We start from the raw sequence: 22,568 nt of genomic DNA, 5'->3' as shown, positions 1-22,568 counted from the left end.
ACTTCTACACGTAAGATATATACGTTACCTCATCCTTGTCTTGCTAAGAATTATGATAATGAGAGCTGTAAAATGATAGCATCAGATAGGTTGATCCCAACCTCAGTCAACCGTAATCGATCACCAGACTGAGTTAACCAGCCTCTATCTATCATCATCTTAACCTGTGTCTGATCCAGTTCTTTACCCATCTCCTTTATATCCGCCAGAGAGATACCCTCTATAGTTCTCATTCGTGTCAAAAGATACTCCTCGAACTCCACTTCTCCAGAAATATACTCATAGCTTCTATTGAGAAAACCGGCTCCTCTCATTAGCTGACGATTATACTCATCTACATCAGAGGGATTGTATGACCTCCATGGATGAATATAACTATGTGCTGAAGGTCCTAAGCCGATATAGGGTATGCCTTGCCAATAAGATGAATTATGTCGCGACCGCCTACCTGGCTTGGCAAAGTTAGATATCTCATAATGCTCATAGCCCGCCTCTACTAATCTCTTTTGGACGATGCTTGACATCTTTAGACTCATTCCCTCATCCACCTCCTGAAGTTGCCCACTCTCAAGGGCTCTAAAAAAGGGAGTCCCCTCTTCATAAATCAAGTGGTATGTAGAAATATGCTCAGGGTCCATAGCTATAATTTGATCCAAATCAGCTTCTAGATCCTCAAGAGTCTCCTCAGGGATACCATAGATAAGGTCTAGAGAGATATTCTTCACCCCTAGGTTCTGAAAATAGCCATACATTCTTATGGTATCTTCTCTCTTGTGCCTCCGTCCCAAGGTATTTAACAACTTAGGCTGAAAGGACTGAGCTCCAATACTAAATCGGTTGACCCCATGAGCCATGTGCTTCTCCACATCCATCTGTGACAAATCACCAGGATTACATTCCATAGTGATCTCTATATCATCCTCTAGAAGATATGAAGATCTCAAAGTCTGTAAGATCTCCCCTACTTCGATATGACTAAGCAGAGACGGTGTTCCCCCTCCAAAATAAACACTTTGAATAGGTACACCCTCTAGCTCATATGAGCGTTTCACAGCCTCCACCTTCAAAGCCTTTACAAATCCGCTCTGATACTTGACCCCCTCTACAGAATAAAAATCACAATAAGGACACTTTGTAACACAAAATGGGACATGGATATAAATCCCAGCACATTCACTTCTCACGTTATAGGTCTTTAATATCATCTAATGACACAAGCTTATTCATGATAGCATATATGGTAAGACCAGAAGCACTATGAATATTAAGCTTACGGGCTATATTTCTCCTATGGGTGATAATCGTGTGAGGAGAGAGGTAAAACTCCTCTGCTATCTCTTTATTGGTAAGCCCCTTCACTACAGCAACCACCACATCCTTCTCTCTTGGGGTAAGAGCATCCTCTTCATACTCTTCGATAGCTAAGACACTCTCCAGTACATTAAATTTTTCAGCAAAGCTTTCGGTAACCAAAATCTTTCCATCAAAATTATTGCACATATCATCCTCAACCAGAGTAGAACAATAGGCAACTATCTTCAGATCAGCTTGTCCCACTTCCTTCTTCACAAGTGGTATAAGAGGATCTGAAAAGATGATAGGACTAACAATAAGAAGCTCTACGGGATCCTCTCTTAGCTCTTCCAACAATTGATAATTATCCTTTGCGGAACGAATATTAAGTGTCGCTCCGCCGACTGCTTTGAGTCCTTTCTTAAGACACTCAACCTCAGTCTCCGTAGGAAGTGCTATTAATACATTATACATTATTTCTTTGTCCACGATGTCCCTCCTTATTTTCTTAATTCCTTCTCAATTGACTTCACCGTAGGAATAAAAAGATAATCCTCGACGTCATTATGATCCCTCAGTTCGTCACCGCAGCTGAATAACTCATGCAATATATTATTAACCTCATAATTGGGCTTCATCGTGTAATATTTAATAAAGATATTCTTAAGCTCTAGCATCTTCAGCTCCACCTGGTCATGACGTTGCTCAAAAATCTCTATCGAGTACTTAGGATCAAGCTCCCCTTGGATCAACTTTTCGACATAAGGGAAGACAACCTCATCCTCATATCTCATATGATGATACACTTCTGAAACGTATTCATCAAAATATTTTTTGGTCACAAAGATTACTTCCTCAGGGGCATCTGAAATAACTTCTGTAAGTTTTCGCTGGATACTAGGCAGACGGTAATCAAGAAAATAGCTATGACTGTTTCTCAAAAACTTGATCACCAATGGTAAATTAAGCTGCTCATGAGTGTCATAACCTCCTTTTTCATGACCATAGAAAATAAGATGTACTATCTGAAGGAATGTATCCATATCTACATTATTCTCCTCACACACCTCTCTAATCGTTTTGTCCCCCATCCCTAATGGGATTTCAAAGCGAAAAATCAAAAGTAGTATTCGGTAATGATCACTTAGTAAGTCAGCCATCTTACTATTTGGGGTGTATTGCTTTATTCTTGCCATATCATTTGATGTTTACAATTATTTACTTATATACAAATATACATTTATATTTGTTCACGCCCAATAGCCCCAAACGGGTTAAGCATTAGAAAGTCTCTACTTTCTCTTACGCACCTATCATACGTGTACCTTCAAAAAAACATCAATTAACGAACCATAACGCCTAGCTATAGGGAGGAGAAATGTTTCCTATATAAAACATTTTTTCTTTCTATAGGAAGAAGAAATCGTTCATATAAGATAAATTATCACTCTTCCCAGAGGCGAATTTTTCACCCTCATTTTGCTACGCTATAGCTCTGAAATGAGTATGGCTGAGTATAGAAAAACAACAAACGGAGCAATTTAGTAGGAACTTTATAGGCGAAAGTCCTTACCCCACATCAACTTATTTCTAAGCGTCTCATAAAAAGAGTATTGCAATGGATGAAGGACATTTAATTTTTTGTCAGACAGCTTAATGTGAATCTTATCACCGACATTATGTGAGTGACTTTTGCCATCACATGCCAATAAAAATGTCCCTGTCCTACTTTTAACTGAGACTGTTACCTCTACTGTATTTGGGAGGACTATGGGACGCATCGTCAACATATGAGAGGCAATTGGTAACACGGTAAAAACAGGACTAGTAGGATGAATTATAGGCCCATTAACGCTTAGGGCATAAGCTGTAGATCCTGTCGGTGTTGAGACTAATAGCCCATCTGACTCATAGCTCGCAAGGTAGTCTCCATTGGCTTGGACATCAAGGGTAATCATACTAGCTGTATCTTGCTTAATCATAGCTACTTCATTCAGCACGACTCCTCTAGAGATGAGTTCTCCACTACTCTTTTCCACCACTATCTCTAATAAGTCACGTCGCTCAGTATTAACTACACCTGTAATAATATCGTCCCAGATTGCCCCGAAATCTTCTGGCTGTATGTTAGCGAGGAAACCAAGCCGCCCACTATTGATGCCAATAATCTTTGCTGGTGTTCCGGCAATCATCTTTGCTGCACGCAGAAATGTACCATCGCCTCCAATACTTAATAATAAATCAGTATAGCTATAGGTATGTGATGACATAATCCCAACGCCTCCTAACTGATACCCATTAGAAATTAGGTAAGCATAAAAGCGTTCTTCAATCTGAACTGAATGATCAATTGAAAGGTTAAGAATGAAATCCATTAGTCTTCTTAACTCTTCTGGATCTCCTTTTTGATGAATAGAACCGCAAACTGATATTTTCATATCTCTTCGAAAGTCTAAATTATTTTTGCTCCCTTAATTGTTCCAAACTTACTAATAGTCCATCCTCAGCAGCTATTGTATTATTAAAGAGGGATTGGCATTCATGGATAAGTTGGTCATTGGACTTTTTATTGGTATATCTTCCACTATAGTGCCCTATCATGAGATGAGATACGTTCGCTGCAGATGCAATACGTGCGGCATCACTCGTGGTACTGTGCATAGTCATCTTGGCACGTGCTTCCATATCATTCATAAAGGTCGCTTCGTGGTATAGGAGATCTACCTCCTTGACACACGGAATGACATTTTCAGAATAAGCAGTATCCGAACAGTAAGCATAGCTATATGGCCTTCTGGGCGGAGTAGTCAGCTTGGTATTGGGGATAACCGTACCATCCTCACAGGTATAATCATGTCCTCTCTTAATGAGTCCAAAGTAAGCCATCGGAACACCATAAAAATCAGCCATCTCTCTATTTAGATGAAGCATACGTGGACGTTCATCGAACCTATAGCCATAAGTTTTGACTCTATGCTTAAGGGGAAAAGCATGAACCGTAAGCGTATTATCCTCATAAATCTGATGATACTCATCGGTATCTATTTCATGCGAAATGATTCGCTCTTCATCATCTTTACAAAAGAGCTCTACTATCCCATCAATATATTTTTTTATGCCTTGAGGACCATAAATATGGACTGGATAATCAAGACCTATTAAGGACAGCGTACTTAATAGTCCCGGAAGCCCTAAGCAGTGATCACCATGGAGGTGAGAGATAAAAATCCGATGAAGATTCTTAAAGGGAACACCATAACGCATCATTTGCATCTGAGTCCCTTCTCCACAATCGATCATATAGGACTTATCTCGTATCTGCAAGACGTGAGAACTGGGGTAATGATTAGGCTTAGGTAACGCTGAACCAGAGCCTAATACTCTTATATTCATTCCGTCTCCTGCGATGATTTTTCTTCTATCGTTGTTCTTCACTCTATTTGCTTATAATATATCTGGATTGGCTTCGTCTAATTGCTCATCAACCATGGCTCTGAGTGCTGTCACTTTCTTTCTTATGTCCAAAAGTTTGTCACGAATCTTTAATTCTGTTTCTAGACTACCAAGGTCAATAAACTTTGAGACCATAGATAATTGAATCCCTTTCTCTACGATCAGATATCTTAGTCGCTCCACCAATTTCAAATCCTCATTAGTGTACATCCTAGCACCGCTACTAACAGAGCGTTGAGGTTTGAGAGGTGTATGCTTTTCCCATGTCCGAAGCATGTGCTCCTCAATATCAAACATCTCAGCGACTTCGCTAATAGAATAAAAGAGTCTCTGGTCCTTATCATGTCCTTGCTTACGCCAGTACACACCTTTGACATTAGATTTTTTTCGTCGTGCCATAATGAGTATTTCTTTACTCCAAAGGTACTAAAAAAGCCACACATAGCTGATAACGCTATGTGTGGCTGTGCTATATAAGCAATAAAGACTAACTAACGTCTCACTTATGTATGATATTAGCCTTCAAAGTCCTTAAGTGGCTTAATATCTAGGTGAACTGGCTTGATCAAGTTCTGTGGATCAAGGATAGTATCTAGTTGCTCCTTAGAAAGAATACCCTTCTCAAGAACAATCTCTACAATACCCTTACCAGTAGCTACCGCTTCCTTAGCAATCTTAGTAGAGTTCTTGTAACCGATGAATGGATTTAGAGCGGTTACGATACCAAGGCTATTATGAACATCCTCAAGGGTCTTCTCAGCATTTGCCTTAATACCAACGATACATAGCTCACGAAGAGTATCAAGAGCAGTAACTAGATAGTCAGAGCTCTCGAAGCAGCACTGTGCCATAACTGGCTCCATAGCGTTAAGCTCCATCTGTGAAGCTTCTCCAGCCATAGTAACAGCGACATCATTACCAATAATCTTAAGAGCTGCTTGTGTAGCAACTTCAGGGATTACAGGGTTAACCTTTCCTGGCATGATACTTGATCCTGGCTGACGAGCTGGTAGCTCAATCTCACCAAGGCCTGCACGAGGACCACTTGAAAGAAGGCGAAGGTCATTACTGATCTTGCTCACCTTAACAGCAATTCTACGAAGAGCAGCTGAGTATCCAATGAGGTGTGATGTGTCAGATGTAGCACCTACTAGGTCATGTGCTAAAGAGATATCCCATCCAGTAATATCACGTAGTGCATCAATACATGCTTCAGCATACCCTGGCTCAGAAGTAATACCTGTACCGATAGCTGTAGCACCCATGTTCACAACAAGAAGCTGATCAGAAGCATGCTTAAGATTAGGGATTTCTTCTTCAAGGATAGAAGCAAAGCCATTGAAAGTCTGTCCAAGTGTCATTGGCACAGCATCCTGAAGCTGAGTACGTCCCATCTTCACAACGTCTTTGAACTCTTCACCTTTCTTACGAAGTGCTTTTACCATCTCTTCGATATGAGGGATAATAGCAAGATAAGTTCTGTATAGACCTAAGTGGATAGCAGTTGGATATGCATCATTGGTAGATTGTGAACGGTTCACGTGGTCATTAGGTGTACAGTGCTTAGCATAATCACCTCTTTCGTAACCCATGATCTCTAGAGCACGGTTAGCAATCACCTCATTAGCGTTCATGTTGGTAGATGTACCTGCTCCACCCTGTATCATATCTACAGGGAAGTGCTCATGGTGCTTTCCATCACGAATCTCTTCACATGCTTGAACAATCGCGTCTTTTACCTCATCAGTTAGAAGACCTAGCTTGTGGTTAGCAATTGCTGCACCCTGCTTTGTGATAGCCAAAGCTTCAACAAAGTATGGATAAGTATTTACTTTGAATGGAGAGAACTTGAAATTAATCATTGCTCTCTCAGTCTGAATACCATAAAGATGCTCGTTGTCAATCTCCATAGCTCCCAAAAGGTCGCTCTCTGTACGCTTCTTATTTGACATATTATATATTAGTTATAAATTAAAAGTTTTTTTGATAGGCAAGTTCATAATGAACTCGCCTATCTTTTTTATATGATCTATTTACTTATCGTCCTCAAGTGAGTGAATTACGAGACCACTACGTAGCTTAGGTTCAAACCAAGTAGTCTTTGGTGGCATAATATTACCAGAATCGGCAATATCAATAAGCTGTTGCATAGAGACTGGATAAAGTGCTAAAGCAGCAACCATCTCACCGTTATCAACTCTACGCTCCAATTCTTTGAGTCCACGAATTCCACCTACAAAATCAATTCTCTTACTTGTACGAAGATCTTCAATCCCTAAAATATCTCTAAGAATTAAATCAGAAGATACTGTAACGTCTAGTACACCGATAGGATCTTTATCATCGTATGTACCAGGCTTAGCGGTCAGTGAATACCACTTACCACCTAGATACAAACCAAAGTTGTGCAACTTATTAGGCTTATATGTACCTTCTTTTTCTTCAACGTCGAAGTTCTTTGATACTTTTTCCAAAAATTCCTCTGGGGTATTACCATTCAAATCCTTAACTACACGATTATAGTCTATGATATGAAGGTGACTTGCAGGGAAACAAACTGCCATGAAGTAGTTATACTCTTCATCACCAGTATGATTAGGGTTATTACGACGCTTTTCGTCACCAACAAGAGCTGCAGCAGCTGATCTGTGGTGTCCATCAGCGATGTACATGACAGGGATATCAGCAAAAGCTTTTGTGATAGTTTCAATATCCTTGTCATCACTTACCACCCAGAAGTGGTGACCAAAGCCGTCAATCTCAGCTACGAAATCGTACTCTGGCTCAGTCTTTTTATACTTATCAATGATATCCTGTAGTATCTTATTGTCCTCGAAAGAGAAGAACACAGGCTCTACGTTAGCATTATTCACACGAACATGCTTCATGCGGTCCTCTTCTTTGTCTTTACGAGTCAATTCGTGCTTCTTGATGTTACCCTTCATGTAATCATCAACATGAGCCCCTACCACTATACCATACTGAGTACGGCCATCCATTGTCTGGGCATAGATGTAGTAACAAGGTTTCTCATCCTGTACCAACCAACCTTCATCGCGGAACTTCTTGAATTGAGTAGCTGCCATCTGATAAACATCCTCGTCATGCTCATCCTTTCCTACAGGAAAGTTGATCTCTGGACGAATGATATGATATAATGACATCTCATTACCCTTTGCTTCCTCACGAGCTTCTTCGCTATTAAGGACATCATAAGGGCGAGAATTCACTTTCAATACAAGTTCTTTAGGAGGTCTTATTCCTTTAAATGGTTTTACAATTGCCATTGCTGTTTCTTTTATAATTACTTATTCACTCTAAATTTCTCGTTACCATCTTTGATGAAGCCCACGATTTGAGAAGCAGCAGCCATACCTGCATTAATATTTGCTTCAGCAGTCTGAGCACCCATCTTCTTAGCAGTAGCTAGATATTGTTTTGGGAACTTCTCAGCGATTTCGGCTTCACAGTCTGGCTTAACATCAGTTAGATAGCTAAGGTCAGGACGATCTGCTAGGACTTTCTTAAGGTCTTCTTCATTGACAAGATCCTTACGTGCGATATTAACGATAATACCACCCTTTGGCATAGCGTTCATCATTTCATAGTTGATCATACCCTTAGTATTGGCTGCTGATGGCATAGCGATGACCATTATATCCACTTCACTGAACATGGTTTTTCTATCGTTATAGAACATATACCCATCTTTCCAGAAGTGGTTAGATGGAGTAGAGCGACTAAATGCTCTGACATCCATACCAAAACCTTTAGCGATACGAGCTGCATTCTCACCGATGTTACCATAAGACATAACACCAAAACGCTTGCCCATTAATTCACTACCGCTACCACCGCCTAAGTGAGCACGCTTGTGGTGAAGTAGAAGTGCGAAGACTAGCTCGGCAACAGCATTGGCGTTCTGACCTGGGGTGTTCATCACCACTACATTATGCTTAGTAGCAGCTTCACAGTCCACATTGTCATAACCAGCACCTGCACGAACCACAATCTTAAGGTTCTTAGCTGCCTCGATGACCTCAGCATCAATTTTATCTGAGCGAACAATCATAGCATCTACGTCAGCTACGGCTGCAAGAAGTTGACTCTTCTCTGTGTACTTTTCACATAAAACGAGTTCAAAACCGTTACCCTCAATAATATCTCTAATTTTTTCTACTGCAATAGGAGCAAAAGGCTTCTCTGTTGCAATCAATACTTTAGTTGCCATACGAATATTTAATATCTATTGTTATCTATCTTTAGTCTCTTTTATTTGCTGTGCTAGGTAGTTACTCTACATAGAATTGCAGAATAACTACCTAGCCAGCTAGTAAAATATATCTTACTAATCAACTAAGCTGTTTTTCCTATAGTAAGTTACCTGCTTAGAGATCCGTAATATCTTTGTCAATTAGATCTTACGCTCAAACTCCTTCATTACGTCGATAAGAGCCTTAACACTTTCAATTGGAAGAGCATTGTATGTAGATGCACGGAAACCACCTACTGAACGGTGACCCTTAAGTCCCATCATACCCTTAGAAGTAGCAAAGTCTAAGAACTCTTTCTCAAGCTCCTTGTACTCATCTTTCATCACGAAACAGATGTTCATTAGTGAACGATCTTGCTCACGTGCAGTACCACGGAATAGCTTAGAGCTATCAATAGCATCATATAGAAGACCAGCTTTCTCGATATTCTTCTTCTCCATTGCTTTCACGCCACCAAGCTCTTTATACCATTTAAGTGTTTGAAGAGCAGAATAAACTGGAAGAACTGGAGGTGTATTGAACATACTCTCCTTATTGATATGAGTACGGTAGTCAAGCATAGTAGGAAGATCACGATCCACCTTACCAAGTGCATCCTTACGTACGATAGCAAATGTTACACCTGCAGGAGCTAGATTCTTCTGAGCACCACCATAGATAAGGTCATACTTAGAAATATCAATAGGACGACTAAAGATATCAGATGACATATCACAAACCAAAGGAACTGATACTTCAGGATCCTTGCGGATTTCTGTACCGTAAATGGTGTTATTAGATGTATAGTGGAAGTAATCTACATCTGAAGGTACAGTGTACTCAGGGATGTATGAGTAGGTATCCTCTTTTGAGCTACCAATAACCTCAACTTCACCAACACGCTTTGCTTCCTTAATAGCCTTATTTGCCCAAGCACCTGTATCTAGATACGCAGCCTTAGTCTTTAATAAGTTAAGAGGAGCAACATAGAACTGAAGACTTGCACCACCACCAACAAAAACGACATCGTGTGTTTCAGGAATGTCTAGTAATTCCTTGAATAGAGCACGAGTCTCGTCCATAACAGCAACAAACTCTTTACTTCTATGAGAAATCTCAAGGATTGAAAGACCTGTGCCTGCGAAGTTCTCAACAGCCTTAGCAGTTTCTTTGATTACGCCTTCATTTAGAATAGAAGGACCAGCATAAAAATTGTGCTTTTTCATTTTAAATATTCGAAATTTTATAATGAGTTATTAAATTATTTTCACACGGCATAAAAGTACATATAATAAACAACATTTCCACGGTGGGTAGCTCAAAAGTTGCTATATATCATCATTTTCATTTTTTATGGTCTCTTAAATAGTCAACCAACCGCTGTTCTTGCGAATTTGGAGCAGGTTCCCAAAAGTTCATACCCTCAATTTCATTAGGCAAATATTCCTGCGGAGCATAATGCCCTTCGTAATTATGTGGATAGATATATTCTGCTCCATATCCTAGCTCTTCCATTAAAGATGTAGGAGCATTCCTCAAATGCATTGGAACGGCATAAGGAGGAGCTGTTTTTACGAATTGAAGTGCTTTATCAATGGCGAGATATGCACTATTACTCTTTGGACTACTGGCCAGGTATATAGTAGCTTCTGCTAATGGGATTCTTCCCTCAGGCCATCCAATCTTCTGGACCGCATCAAATGCAGCCTGTGCTATCAATAAAGCATTAGGATTAGCCAGCCCTATGTCTTCGGCCGCTAGTATGACGATTCGGCGGGCAATAAACTTAGGATCCTCCCCACCTGCAATCATCCTCGCGAGCCAATACAAGGCAGCATCTGGATCACTTCCTCTAACACTCTTGATGTATGCCGAAATGATATCATAGTGCATCTCTCCACCTTTGTCATAGACGGCAGGATTTTGCTGAAGGGAATTAGCAATAATCTGGTTCGAAATTACTATCTTATCCTCTACCTTAGCCTCTGGAGTAGTAATCAGCATCTCCAAGATGTTCAATAACTTGCGAGCATCTCCTCCAGCAGCAGCAAATAGTGCCTCACGCTCTTTGATTTCAAACTGATATTCCCGCAGAACAACATCTTCCGAAATGGCTCTCTCAAGCAACTCGTCAAGTGCCTTACTATCCAGGGGCTTTAAGACAAATACTCTACACCGAGATAAAAGAGGGCGTATAACTTCAAAAGAAGGATTCTCAGTAGTTGCTCCTATGAGAGTGACGCTCCCTCGCTCTACAGCATGAAGGAGTGAATCTTGCTGACTCTTGCTGAACCTATGAATCTCATCAATGAATAATATGGGTGTGGCTGCAGAGCCAAATAGGCCTCTTTGATTATCCTCTGCTTGCTGAATGACCTCTCTGACATCCTTAACACCCGACGACACGGCACTGAGGGTATAAAATTTAGTACCCAATTGCTTGCTAATGATGTGTGCAAGCGTAGTCTTACCCACGCCAGGAGGCCCCCAAAGAATAAAGCTCCTTAAGAGACCACTTCGGATCATTTCATACAATGGAGCACCAGGAGCTATAAGATGTTCCTGTCCTACATATTCTTCCAATGTGTTAGGACGTAACCTTTCAGCAAGTGGAGCTAATTGTGCACTCATCTAACTATAGTGAAAAATAGGTTTTGAGTAATCTAACCAATCCATCTTGTAGTGATTTTTTGCCTTCTTCAGAGAAGTGCTTAATACCCATAAACGCCGCATCACTACGATTAAGATATAAGTAGGTCATACCAGCCAAGTAGAGGATGACCTGCTCACGCACCATCTCCTTTTCACTTCCTTTGGGACAGGGTGCAAAGTCCTCGGAGAGTAATTCTACAAGCTGAATATCACGCTTCTGTCCTGTGATATAACCTAGATCAGTACTATCATCAAGTTCCCATAGCAAGAGTTGACGGACTTGATCATTTTCACTAATCCAGTCCAGATATTTCCCTAAAATAAAGCCATATCGCTCAGCCTTATCACTGATATGATCACCAGACTTCATTAATGTAGAAAGATATTTATCAAATCGTGCCGAGTAGGCATGCAGGAGATCTTTGATACTAGAGTACCTTCTCTTCAGTACCTTCATATCCATACGTGACTCTTTAGCTACCATGGTCATCGTAATATCCATCATGTCCACCCTCTTGGAAAGGGTTGTGACGGCATTGAAAATATCTCTCTCAACTTCTTTATTAGTTCTTCTTATTCTCATAAAGGAAACTGATATTATTTATTCGGATGTATGTGTAAGTAAATTTTAGAGATTAATATATTATTGCAAATGCTCAGAATTTAGCTCCTATAAGTGCTCCAAATCTACTCATGTAAAGGTACACAAAATGTTATTTACGGCTAGACTTTCGGTTCTCTAAATGAGCACTTCGCTGGTGTTCCACTGCGTTTAATCTCTTTGAAGCCATTCGCTCTTTATCTGTCACCTGAGAGGAATCTCCTAGGGCTGCTTGTAGCTCGAACAACCTATCTCTATACTGGGCTGCTGAGACAAAGTCCTGTATCTTGGATGCTTCCTCCATAGCCTTCCTCGTAATTTGAATCTGCTCTTCAAGATTATCGGCTTTAAGATAATCAAAGCTTCTCTCTGCCACAGCTGCCTTTTCCTTCTCCAACTTGTACTCCCGAACTGCCTTTGTTTCGATTTGACGACTAGGCCCCGTTAAGTCTAGAATAGATGCACTCTTTTTGAAAATCTGCTTAGGCGTAATGCCATGCTCCTTATTGAAAGCAAGCTGCTTCCGTCGCCTCCTTTTCGTCTCATCAATCGTCATCTGCATACTTGGGGTAACTTTCTTAGCATAAAAAATCACCATTCCATTGATGTTACGAGCCGCTCTACCCGCCGTCTGGGTTAGAGAGCGATGATTACGCAAGAAACCCTCCTTATCTGCATCCAAAATAGCGACTAGTGAAACTTCTGGCAAGTCAAGCCCCTCTCTAAGCAAGTTTACCCCTACCAGGACATCAAAGTCTCCTCGTCTCAGGCCTTCCATAATCTCTACCCTTCGAATCGTAACCACATCACTATGGATATACTCTGTGCGGATCCCCAATTCTGCTAAATGCTCTGAAAGTTCTTCAGCCATTTTCTTCGTCAGAGTTGTCACAAGAGTGCGTTCATTTCTCTCTATTCGAAGATTAATTTCATGCACGAGGTCATCAATTTGATTCTCCTCTGGACGAACCTCTATCACAGGATCAGGCAAACCAGTAGGACGGATAATCTGCTCTACCACTACACCCCCACTCTCCTCCAACTCAAATTCAGCTGGAGTAGCACTTACGTAGATAGTATTATTGGTCAACTGCTGGAACTCCTCAAACATCAAAGGCCTATTATCCAAAGCAGCTGGTAATCTAAATCCATAATCCACCAAATTAGTTTTTCTAAATCTATCACCAGCATACATCCCTCTTACTTGGGGCATGGTCACGTGACTTTCGTCGACAACCAAGAGGAAATCTTTAGGAAAATAATCTAATAAGCAATACGGACGCTCTCCAGCATTTCTACCGTCAAAGTAACGTGAGTAATTCTCAATGCCGTTACAGTAGCCGACTTCCTGAAGCATCGCCACATCATTTGTCACACGCTCATAAAGCCGAGTGGCTTCAATAGTGCGTCCTGTCTTATGGAATAGCTCTACCTGCAATTCCAGATCGTGCTTAATCATCTCTACAGCTCTCATTGTTTGCTCCTTTGTGGTCACGAAGAGATTAGCGGGATAGATATGGACCTCTTCCAAGACAGCCAGCTCTTCGAACGTCAATGGCTGAAAACAACTAATTCGCTCAACCTCATCCCCCCAGAACTCTATGCGATAAGCCATCCCATCATAGCCCTCCACCGCTGGAAATATATCCAAGGTGTCGCCATTATTACGAAACGTACCTGGCTTAAAGACTGATTTATCGTGGATATAATACGCATTGACCAAATCCCTCAAGAGGTCATCACGATTAATGACCTGACCAGACTGTATAATAACCTTCTTAGATGAATAATCCATTGGATTACCCATACCATAGATACAGGATATACTGGCGACGACTATCACATCCCGCCTGCCTGACAAAAGCGAGGCAGTTGTCTTGAGTCGCAACTTCTCAATCTCGTCATTAATAGACATATCCTTTTCTATGTACATATCATTACTAGGCAAGTATGCCTCAGGTTGATAGTAATCATAATAGGAGACAAAATACTCTACCGCATTATTAGGAAAGAATGTTTTAAACTCTCCATATAGCTGTGCAGCGAGGGTTTTGTTATGGCTAAGGATCAGAGTCGGTACATCTAACTCCTTTATGACGTTCGCCACAGTAAATGTCTTACCCGATCCAGTCACCCCCAATAGCGTTTGCTTGGGCTGACCCGAACGGATGCCTTCTGATAATTGTTTGATGGCCTCGGGTTGGTCACCCATAGGCGTATAATTGGCTACTAATTCAAATTTCATATACTACAAAGGTAACTTTATTCATCGAAAAATTGTACCTTTACTATAGGAAAAATGACTCTAATGGCTAGGGATACAAATTTTTAGCCTCTCTGAACTGAAGGCACTCTAATCAAAATTCGTATGATTTAGCCACGACTTCTGATGAAATCTGTTTTTTGAAAAGGAATCGGAAAGAGTCCTACACTTAGACATATCAGATTAGAGCCACCTTTTTCATAGAATAAAAACCATTACATAAGTGAGAATAGAATGAAAAAAAGGATATCCATCTATCAGGTACTACCTCGCCTATTTGACAACCCCAACTGCACCAATGAGCCTCATGGTTCTATCGGGACAAATGGTGTAGGAAAGTTAAACGCTTTTACCGACACTGCTCTTCAAGCTATAAAGGGATTAGGGTGCACTCATATATGGTACACCGGAATCATCGAACATGCTACTAAAACTAAGTTTCAGGGCATCGAGCCTGACCATCCTGATATTGTCAAGGGTGAAGCAGGATCCCCATACGCCATCAAGGACTACTACGATGTGGCTCCTGAATTGGCGACCAATGTAAGCAAACGACACTTGGAGTTCAAACAGCTTATCGAACGCTCTCACGATGCAGGATTAGACGTCATCATCGATTTTGTCCCTAATCACTTGGCACGTCAGTACTATTCAGATTCCAAACCAAGCTATATACATGACTTTGGCGAAGATGATGATACGAGCATCCCTTTTTCTCCACAAAACAACTTCTATTACCTCCCAAGTGAGACACTGACTTTCGGATCATATGTAGAAAGCCCTGCAAAAGCTACTGGGAACAATCAATTCACTGCCCAGCCATCTCATAACGACTGGTACGAAACAGTCAAGCTCAATTATGGGAAAGATTACCAAGACGGAACAGAACACTATACCACACCGCCCAACACTTGGCTAAAGATGTTGGACATACTTACCTACTGGGCTCAAAAAGGTATTGATGGGTTCAGGTGCGATATGGCAGAAATGGTACCTACAGCCTTCTGGAGCTGGGTGATCCCTCAACTCAAGAAGGGGTTTCCACATCTGCTTTTCATCGCCGAGGTCTATCAACCACACTTATACCAAGCATACCTAGCTGCAGGTTTTGATTACCTGTATGATAAGGTAGGTCTTTATGACACCTTAATAGGGGTCATAAAGGGAAAAACATCTACCATAGAAATAGGCAAATCGCATCAAAGCCTAGGTCATATAAATGGGCGTATGCTTCACTTCATGGAGAATCATGACGAACCTCGCCTTGCTAGCGACTTCATCGCACAGTCTGCAGAAAGAGCTTTCCCCGCTATGGCTGTCAGCACACTCATTGATGGAGCTCCGATAATGACCTACTTTGGGCAAGAACTAGGAGAAAAAGGAATGGACGAGGAGGGATTCTCTGGTTTAGACGGTCGAACATCCATCTTTGACTACTGGAGCTTAAAGTCTATGCAACAATGGATAGGTGTCGAAAAAGACTTCTTAGGCACTGCACTATCAACAGAGGCCAAAGCACTAAGAAATAGATACCAAAAGCTCTTACACTTATCTACCTCCCTACCCTCGATTACAGAAGGAAGCTTCTATGACCTTATGTATGTCAACCCTTCTCATGCAGAAAAAGGAGTGTACACCTTCATCCGTAAGAGTAGCCAAGAGATCAGCATAATCTGTGTCAACTTCTCTGAGTCACGCCATACCATTGAGACCCACTTCCCTCCTGAGTTCTTTACCCACTACACACTTGACCCTGCTCAGATTTACCAAGTCACAGAAGAACCCACTGGACTAAGGAGCATCACACAGCTATCCTCTATATACAACTATATCTTTGAAATAGAGCCTTTTGATTACAAAATACACTGCTTATGCCCCATATTATAATCAACGTCCTTTCTTAAATTATCTTAACAATATACTTTTTAACTCATAACCATTTTAGATTGTTACCAATTTTACTACATTTGTCGTGTATTACTAAACTATAACACCCAACCAATAATCTTTTATGCAAAAGTTTAACCTCTTTTGTCTCCTATTCATAGCGACTGCTATGGGGTATATCTTTGTGCCAAATCTATCGGCACAAGAGACAAATAACAAAGTAGTTGTCACAGGCTCTATCGTTGACGACACAGATGCAGAAGTACCCTTTGCCAAAGTCAAAATCAAGCCAAGCCTTGGAGATGGCAGCCAATACTTTGTACAAGTATCGGATAACTTGGGGGCATTCAGAATTGCTCTTCCAGCAGCAGGCAAATACGACATCTCAGTTTCCATGATCGGAATGGACGAATTAAACATGTCATTTGTAGTCCCAAAAGAAAAGTCCAATTATTCTTTGGGTAAGCTCAAACTCAAAGAATCGGCAACCATGCTGGAGAATGTGACCGTAACGGCTACTAAAAAACTGGTGACAGTAGAGGTTGATAAAATCTCATATAGTATCAATGAGGATCCAGAAAGCAAAAGTTCTGACCTGCTAAAGATGTTAAGAAAAGTCCCATTGGTAACAGTTGATGGTCAGGGAAATATCCAAGTCAATGGCTCCAGTAAGTTTATCATCTACAGAAATGGGAAACCAGATAAGATGACCAGTAGCAATCCGAAGGAAGTTCTCAAAAGCATCCCCGCTTCTTCAATCAAAAGCATAGAGGTAATCACTGACCCCGGAGTGAAGTTTGATGCCGAAGGGAGCAGTGCCATCCTTAACATCATCACCGACAAAAACACCTCTCTAGCCGGAGTAGCTGGTACTGCTAGCGTCTCTATTGGAAGCTATGGGAATTTTAATGGAGGATTATATCTGAATGCAAAGGTAGGAAAGTTAGGATTGACTGGAAACATTTTGCACGGTAGATTTGGAGGACGACCTACCGAAAGCTCTACTACTACCTATATTGGGAACAATCATATCTTAAATGATGGAGAAAGCGAAAACAAAGGGTATTACAATATGTTTAATGCCACGATTACTTACGAAATCGACTCCCTTAATCTCTTTTCGCTATCTACTAACGGTATGCCCTATAGAGCTACTATGGATAATAATACCATTGAGCAAAAATGGATCGACGATGTACTCGTTGAGAAAAATAAAAATCAGACCCATTCCTCTTATAATAGAGGTAGCTACTCTATGAACGTTGACTACCAGCACAGCACTAAAAGGGCTGGAGAACTACTTACATTCAGTTACATGTTCGATAGATCCCCTAATAGTAGCGAAAGCAATGTTATTCGAAATGTGCTAGATCTATCGACAGACGAAGTCCTACCCAATACCTTTGGAGAGCAATTATCTAAGACCAACTCGTCCATGAATGAGCACACAGCTCAAATAGATTATACCAGACCTTTCAAGTGGCACTATACGCATAACCTAGAGGCTGGAATCAAATACATCGCTCGTAGATCAGAAAGTACACCAGAGTATTTAATTAGGAATACACCTGATGGCACATTCACACCAGGCTCGCTATTTGGACAACACCTAAACAGTAGCGACCTTGATTATGGACAGGATATCTATGCATTATACATAGCTTGGAGGACCAATTGGAGTCAAAAACTCTCAACCAAAGTGGGCACAAGGGTTGAAAAAAGCACCTTAGACGTAAAGTACAAAGACCTTAAGGATGCTAACTTTACTAAAAGTGAGTTGGACTTTGTTCCACAGGTGAGATTAAGCTACAATATCACACCATTTGACCAAACCTCATTAAACTACAACTTTAGAATACAAAGACCAGGGATCTCTCAGCTGAATCCTTACCGCGACCAGACCAGTGAATTCTGGGTATCGTACGGTAATCCGGATCTGAAGGCACAACGCAATCATAACATTGGATTAACTTACGGACACTTCTCCAGCAAATTCACTATCAATACCTCATTCAACTTCACCTTTAGCAATAATGCCATCCTCTCTTACTCTAAGCAAGACGCAAGCCTACCTGGTGTCATCCAACATACTTACGGTAATCTTGGAAAACGCAGAGGACTCTCAGCCAATGCGTTCATTAACTATACTCCATGGACATGGCTAAGACTTTATATGAATATCAGCGGAAGTAACAATAACCTCTCTAGTAACACCTTAGATGAGACCAAAGACTGGAGCACATTTATTGGTTACACAGGTGGCACATTTACCCTACCCAAGAGCTGGGATCTAAGTTTTTCACTTGGCGGGTATAAGTTCGGTTCCTATCAAATGATTAATGACTTCTCATATTTCACTAGTATTTCTGTAGGAAAGAGTTTATTTAATGACAAGCTTTCACTGTCTCTCGACATCATGGAGCCATTTAGAGATACTATAACAAGGAAGATGCATACTTATGGTGAGGGCTTTGAAACGCATTCGATCAATAAAAATCCAGGTTCTAGAATGTTCAACTTTAGCATCAGATACCGTTTCGGTGAACTCAAAGAACGTATCAAGTCTGTCTCTCGCACCATCAACAATACCGACCTGATGGAAGCGGAGAAAAATCAAGGCAATGCACCTGCGAACACACCGATGTAAATAACATTGTCACGATAGAGTAAAAAAGTACGCTGGACCAGCTTAATGCAGATCCAGCGTACTTTTATCTTATCAGTTCCAAGTTCATTAATCGAACTTCAAGCTCATCTAATCACTATTAGATCGCCATCTCTTTTTGGATTTTTCCCCAGAGGCTAGAGGATGTCTCTACTCTTTGAATCTTTCCATAGGTGGTATGGTAAACCATTGCTGTGCCATTGGAGGCTAACCTACGAATGTCGCCCATTTTTCTACTCATTTTCTTGCCAGATCCCCAAAGCTTTATGTACTTTGAATTTACGTTATCAAGCTGAGCGTAATACTCAGCATCCTCCTGATCCGCGTCTAAGCAAATTGAGTAAACAGGAACTTCAGCATCTCTAGATGGGTTATTACTTACCCATGAATTAACCACTCTCGAGATCGCATCATCTACGGACCATACTACTAATATAGCTTCTGGTTTATCCGAAAATTCAGCTGCGAGATCCCTGCCATCCACCATTATACTTGGTATTTGCTCTCCAGGATTAAACCCCTTATCGGGCTCTGCTGGAAAGGCTCTTCCTGACACCAACATAAGTATGGTGCACGAAATGAGCAGACCAAGCAAGATAGTCTTTTGTCTCATATATGTCAATTTAGTTTACAATATTCCTACAGTCATAGACTTAATACAAGTCATTGACGCAGGCATCCGGGTTTCGGATCTTTATAGAAAACCTCCGCTGAGATTTTCATATTGAACCACAAAGGTAATAATAATTTTTTTACCACAAAATCCGTAAAATCTTTCCACTCAGGGGCTAAATTACATCGGCGACTATCGAAATGAAGTCAATAAGCCTTCACAACTGAAATCACAGAACACATCCCTACATTTACCTATAACCTCTAATCAGTTAAAAAATCATTACCCCAGGCACATCTTATAACGTTTCGTAACACCTCGCCACACAATTAATATATAGTAGTCCCCGACCATACGCATAACCCACTTACAATTAATCGACTACACATCTAAGATACACCTATCAAAAAGCAACAACCCCCTTACATACGATTGCTAAAAAGTACATTTTCGCCTAGACATAGGAAAGAGAAATCCTTCTCATAGGAAAAAATATTTTTCCTATGAGAAAGATAATTGTTTCCTATAGTAAGAAAATCCTAACCATAATTTTTGAGAGCACCCGTCATTTTCATTATCATAAGCTATTCTCATAAAAGAGACTGGATAAAGAGGTATAATGAACAAACAAAAAGCTTGACAAATTGGGGTTTTATTATTACCTTTGCAGCATTATTCCGCGTTGGGTATAGGTAAGCAGCCATATAGTAGGCTCACCCACCGGGTATCACTTTATATAGAAAGGACTATTATAATGTACGGGATCGTAGAGATTCAAGGTCAACAATTCAAAGTGGAGAACGGTCAAAAACTATTTGTTCACCACATCAGAGAAGCAAAAGAAGGAGATACTATCGAGTTTGATCGTGTACTTCTTTTAGATCAAGGGAATGATGCTGTAAAGATCGGTGCACCAACTATCGACGGTGCTAAGGTTGTTTGCGAAGTACTTAAGCCTATTGTAAAGGGCGAAAAAGTACTTATCTTCAAGAAAAAGCGTCGTAAAGGTTATCGTCGTCTTAAGGGACACAGACAACAGTTTACACAACTCGCTGTAAAGGAGATTTTAGGTTAATCCCTTGTTATCAGAATTTATTATCGTATCCTTTTTTCATAAATAAGGAATCGAGGTAATTCTAAGTTTTTGAATGAGTTTAGACTAAGGAAAGGAAAAAGAAATGGCACATAAAAAAGGTGTAGGTAGTTCAAAGAACGGTCGTGAATCGGAAAGTAAACGACTTGGCGTTAAGAAATTTGGTGGTTCAGCTGTAAAGGCTGGTAACATCATTGTTCGTCAGCGAGGCACAAAGCATCACCCAGGTGAAAATGTAGGTATGGGAAAAGATCATACCCTTTACGCACTTGTTGATGGTGTAGTTGTTTTCAAAACCACTCGAGGCGATAGATCATATGTTTCTGTAGAAGCATAAGGTAATTATTTGCCTTACGTCGTATCATCTACTTATTTTTTCAGCAACAGATGTACTGAAGATTCAAAATGAGTAGCAAATATTCTAAAGAGGCTCTCAAGTTTTATCTAAGTTATTCAAAATACTTGGAGAGACTTGTGAGCCTCTTACTTTATAGTTAATGATTGAGATACATGTATTATAGGAGATTTTGGTTTATAATAGTGCTTATCATACTGGTAAGTTTCACATCTTGTACCACCAGTCGGTATTCCTCTAGTCAGGTTTATCTCCCAAGCAATAAGGAAGTTTCGATGGCTGACCTAGCCTCTGCTTTGTCAAAAGAATTGGATATAAATATTCATGAAGTAGAGGATGACCTAGGGCTATATGCATTTGTAGCCGATTGGATTGGAACGCCTTATAGGTTTGGCAGTAACTCTAAAAAAGGAACGGATTGCTCTGGTTTCGCATACCTTCTGTATTTAGATGTATATGACATTAACATCAGCAGATCATCGTCATCTTCTCTCATGGGTAAATCTCAAAGAGTTAGTAGAAACAATCTTCAAGAAGGTGACTTGGTGTTCTTCAACATTAATAATAGGCGTGGTGGGAGAGCCTCGCATGTGGGGGTGTATCTCAAAGATGATAAATTTGCCCATGCCTCTACGAGACAAGGCGTTATCATCTCCAGCCTTAATGAGCCTTATTACAAAAGGACATACATTGGAGCAGGGAGGATAAATAAATGATCTCAATTAAATCAGCTTTGCCTAAGTCTGAACCAAAGCTCGTGCTCTTTGATATGGATGGAATACTCTTTGACACGATGCCCATCCATACATGGTCTTGGAAAAAAGCGTGCGATGAGTATGGGATTCAAGCCGAAAGAGATGAATTCTACTTATATGAAGGGATGAGAGGTATAGATACTATTAATAAGCTATACCATAGGACTTTCGGGGAATATCCTAGTGAAGAAACTAATAGAGAGATATACCAGAGAAAAACGCAACTCTTCCTAGAGTCAAAAGATCATAGCGTCAACAGAATCCCAGGCACACTTGAACTTATAAAATTTCTAAAGGAGCAACGCAATTGTGAGATAGCAGTAGTCACCGGAAGTACGAAGATGAATGCATATCCACGAGTGGAGAAGTTCTATGGCACACTGATACCGCCTGAATTAATCATCACAGCTGAAGATGTCACTAACGGTAAGCCACATCCAGAACCATACCTGAGAGGGATGCAACTTTTTCAACGCACGCCAAGCGAAACGCTAGTCGTAGAAAATGCACCATTGGGGGTTCGGTCGGCAGCATCAGCTGGGGCTTTTACCATAGCCATCACAACGGGACCTATACACCAGATGGTACTTAGAGAAGAAGGTGCCAACCTTATTTTTCCAAATATGAAATCTCTTCAGATATGGTGGAGCCAAATCTTTCCTATTTAAGTATTTCCCAAAGAGAA

At 40.6% G+C, this 22,568-nt stretch carries 20 protein-coding genes; 6 read left to right on the top strand and 14 right to left on the bottom strand.

The features are described 5' to 3' along the window. Positions 1-50: 50 nt before the first annotated feature. The 13 genes from hemW to uvrB all read right to left on the bottom strand — a co-directional run bounded on the left by hemW (position 51) and on the right by uvrB (position 14,497). Entirely contained in the window at positions 51-1,205 is a 1,155-nt protein-coding gene (gene hemW, locus QYZ87_09535; protein MDN4754754.1) for a radical SAM family heme chaperone HemW, read from the bottom strand. Continuing rightward, the gene (locus QYZ87_09530; GenBank protein MDN4754753.1) at positions 1,186-1,782 is read right to left on the bottom strand and encodes a LuxR C-terminal-related transcriptional regulator; all 597 of its coding nucleotides are present in this window, start codon (positions 1,780-1,782) and stop codon (positions 1,186-1,188) included. Before QYZ87_09530 ends, hemW begins: the two co-directional genes overlap by 20 nt. Before the next feature lie 11 nt (positions 1,783-1,793). Next, positions 1,794-2,489, bottom strand: coding sequence for a hemerythrin domain-containing protein (locus tag QYZ87_09525; GenBank protein MDN4754752.1), 696 nt, complete (start codon positions 2,487-2,489; stop codon positions 1,794-1,796). 357 nt (positions 2,490-2,846) lie between these two features. Beyond that, positions 2,847-3,731: an NAD(+)/NADH kinase gene (locus QYZ87_09520; protein MDN4754751.1), complete on the bottom strand. Its 885-nt coding sequence runs from the start codon at positions 3,729-3,731 to the stop codon at positions 2,847-2,849. 19 nt (positions 3,732-3,750) lie between these two features. After that, positions 3,751-4,728: a ribonuclease Z gene (locus QYZ87_09515; GenBank protein ID MDN4754750.1), complete on the bottom strand. Its 978-nt coding sequence runs from the start codon at positions 4,726-4,728 to the stop codon at positions 3,751-3,753. Between the two features lie 9 nt (positions 4,729-4,737). Beyond that, the gene (locus QYZ87_09510) at positions 4,738-5,145 is read right to left on the bottom strand and encodes a MerR family transcriptional regulator (protein ID MDN4754749.1); all 408 of its coding nucleotides are present in this window, start codon (positions 5,143-5,145) and stop codon (positions 4,738-4,740) included. A 116-nt stretch (positions 5,146-5,261) separates the two neighbouring features. Further along, a complete protein-coding gene (locus tag QYZ87_09505) occupies positions 5,262-6,698 on the bottom strand; it encodes an aspartate ammonia-lyase (GenBank protein ID MDN4754748.1) in 1,437 nt (478 codons plus the stop codon). An 81-nt stretch (positions 6,699-6,779) separates the two neighbouring features. After that, positions 6,780-8,033 (bottom strand): DUF1015 domain-containing protein, encoded by a 1,254-nt coding sequence (locus QYZ87_09500; protein MDN4754747.1) that lies wholly within the window; start codon positions 8,031-8,033, stop codon positions 6,780-6,782. Positions 8,034-8,050: 17 nt separating this feature from the next. Then, positions 8,051-8,977: an NAD(P)-dependent oxidoreductase gene (locus QYZ87_09495; protein MDN4754746.1), complete on the bottom strand. Its 927-nt coding sequence runs from the start codon at positions 8,975-8,977 to the stop codon at positions 8,051-8,053. Between the two features lie 183 nt (positions 8,978-9,160). Beyond that, positions 9,161-10,225 carry a 3-phosphoserine/phosphohydroxythreonine transaminase gene (serC, locus tag QYZ87_09490; protein ID MDN4754745.1) on the bottom strand — a complete coding sequence of 355 codons (1,065 nt, stop codon included), beginning with the start codon at positions 10,223-10,225 and terminating at the stop codon, positions 9,161-9,163. 118 nt (positions 10,226-10,343) lie between these two features. Then, entirely contained in the window at positions 10,344-11,630 is a 1,287-nt protein-coding gene (locus QYZ87_09485) for a replication-associated recombination protein A (GenBank protein ID MDN4754744.1), read from the bottom strand. A gap of 4 nt (positions 11,631-11,634) precedes the next feature. Next, the gene (locus QYZ87_09480) at positions 11,635-12,234 is read right to left on the bottom strand and encodes a hypothetical protein (protein MDN4754743.1); all 600 of its coding nucleotides are present in this window, start codon (positions 12,232-12,234) and stop codon (positions 11,635-11,637) included. A 130-nt stretch (positions 12,235-12,364) separates the two neighbouring features. Beyond that, positions 12,365-14,497: an excinuclease ABC subunit UvrB gene (uvrB, locus tag QYZ87_09475; protein ID MDN4754742.1), complete on the bottom strand. Its 2,133-nt coding sequence runs from the start codon at positions 14,495-14,497 to the stop codon at positions 12,365-12,367. Between the two features lie 252 nt (positions 14,498-14,749). On the opposite strand from uvrB, the gene QYZ87_09470 reads away from it, so the two are divergent. Beyond that, entirely contained in the window at positions 14,750-16,402 is a 1,653-nt protein-coding gene (locus QYZ87_09470) for an alpha-amylase family protein (GenBank protein ID MDN4754741.1), read from the top strand. Positions 16,403-16,526: 124 nt separating this feature from the next. Continuing rightward, entirely contained in the window at positions 16,527-19,049 is a 2,523-nt protein-coding gene (locus QYZ87_09465) for an outer membrane beta-barrel family protein (GenBank protein ID MDN4754740.1), read from the top strand. Between the two features lie 118 nt (positions 19,050-19,167). Here the strand turns inward: QYZ87_09465 and QYZ87_09460 are convergent, their stop codons facing one another. Further along, positions 19,168-19,680: a hypothetical protein gene (locus QYZ87_09460; protein MDN4754739.1), complete on the bottom strand. Its 513-nt coding sequence runs from the start codon at positions 19,678-19,680 to the stop codon at positions 19,168-19,170. Between the two features lie 754 nt (positions 19,681-20,434). Here QYZ87_09460 and rplU point away from each other — a divergent pair. From rplU to QYZ87_09440, 4 genes are all read left to right on the top strand, one after another. Continuing rightward, positions 20,435-20,755 (top strand): 50S ribosomal protein L21, encoded by a 321-nt coding sequence (gene rplU / locus QYZ87_09455; protein ID MDN4754738.1) that lies wholly within the window; start codon positions 20,435-20,437, stop codon positions 20,753-20,755. Between the two features lie 103 nt (positions 20,756-20,858). After that, a complete protein-coding gene (gene rpmA, locus QYZ87_09450) occupies positions 20,859-21,110 on the top strand; it encodes a 50S ribosomal protein L27 (protein MDN4754737.1) in 252 nt (83 codons plus the stop codon). A 293-nt stretch (positions 21,111-21,403) separates the two neighbouring features. Further along, positions 21,404-21,844 (top strand): NlpC/P60 family protein, encoded by a 441-nt coding sequence (locus tag QYZ87_09445; protein ID MDN4754736.1) that lies wholly within the window; start codon positions 21,404-21,406, stop codon positions 21,842-21,844. Next, the gene (locus QYZ87_09440) at positions 21,841-22,551 is read left to right on the top strand and encodes an HAD family phosphatase (protein ID MDN4754735.1); all 711 of its coding nucleotides are present in this window, start codon (positions 21,841-21,843) and stop codon (positions 22,549-22,551) included. Before QYZ87_09445 ends, QYZ87_09440 begins: the two co-directional genes overlap by 4 nt. Positions 22,552-22,568: the final 17 nt, after the last annotated feature.

The sequence above is a fragment of the Porphyromonadaceae bacterium W3.11 genome, assembly GCA_030434245.1.
Taxonomy (GTDB): domain Bacteria; phylum Bacteroidota; class Bacteroidia; order Bacteroidales; family Porphyromonadaceae; genus Porphyromonas_A.
This window is presented reverse-complemented; position numbering and strand designations above follow the sequence as displayed.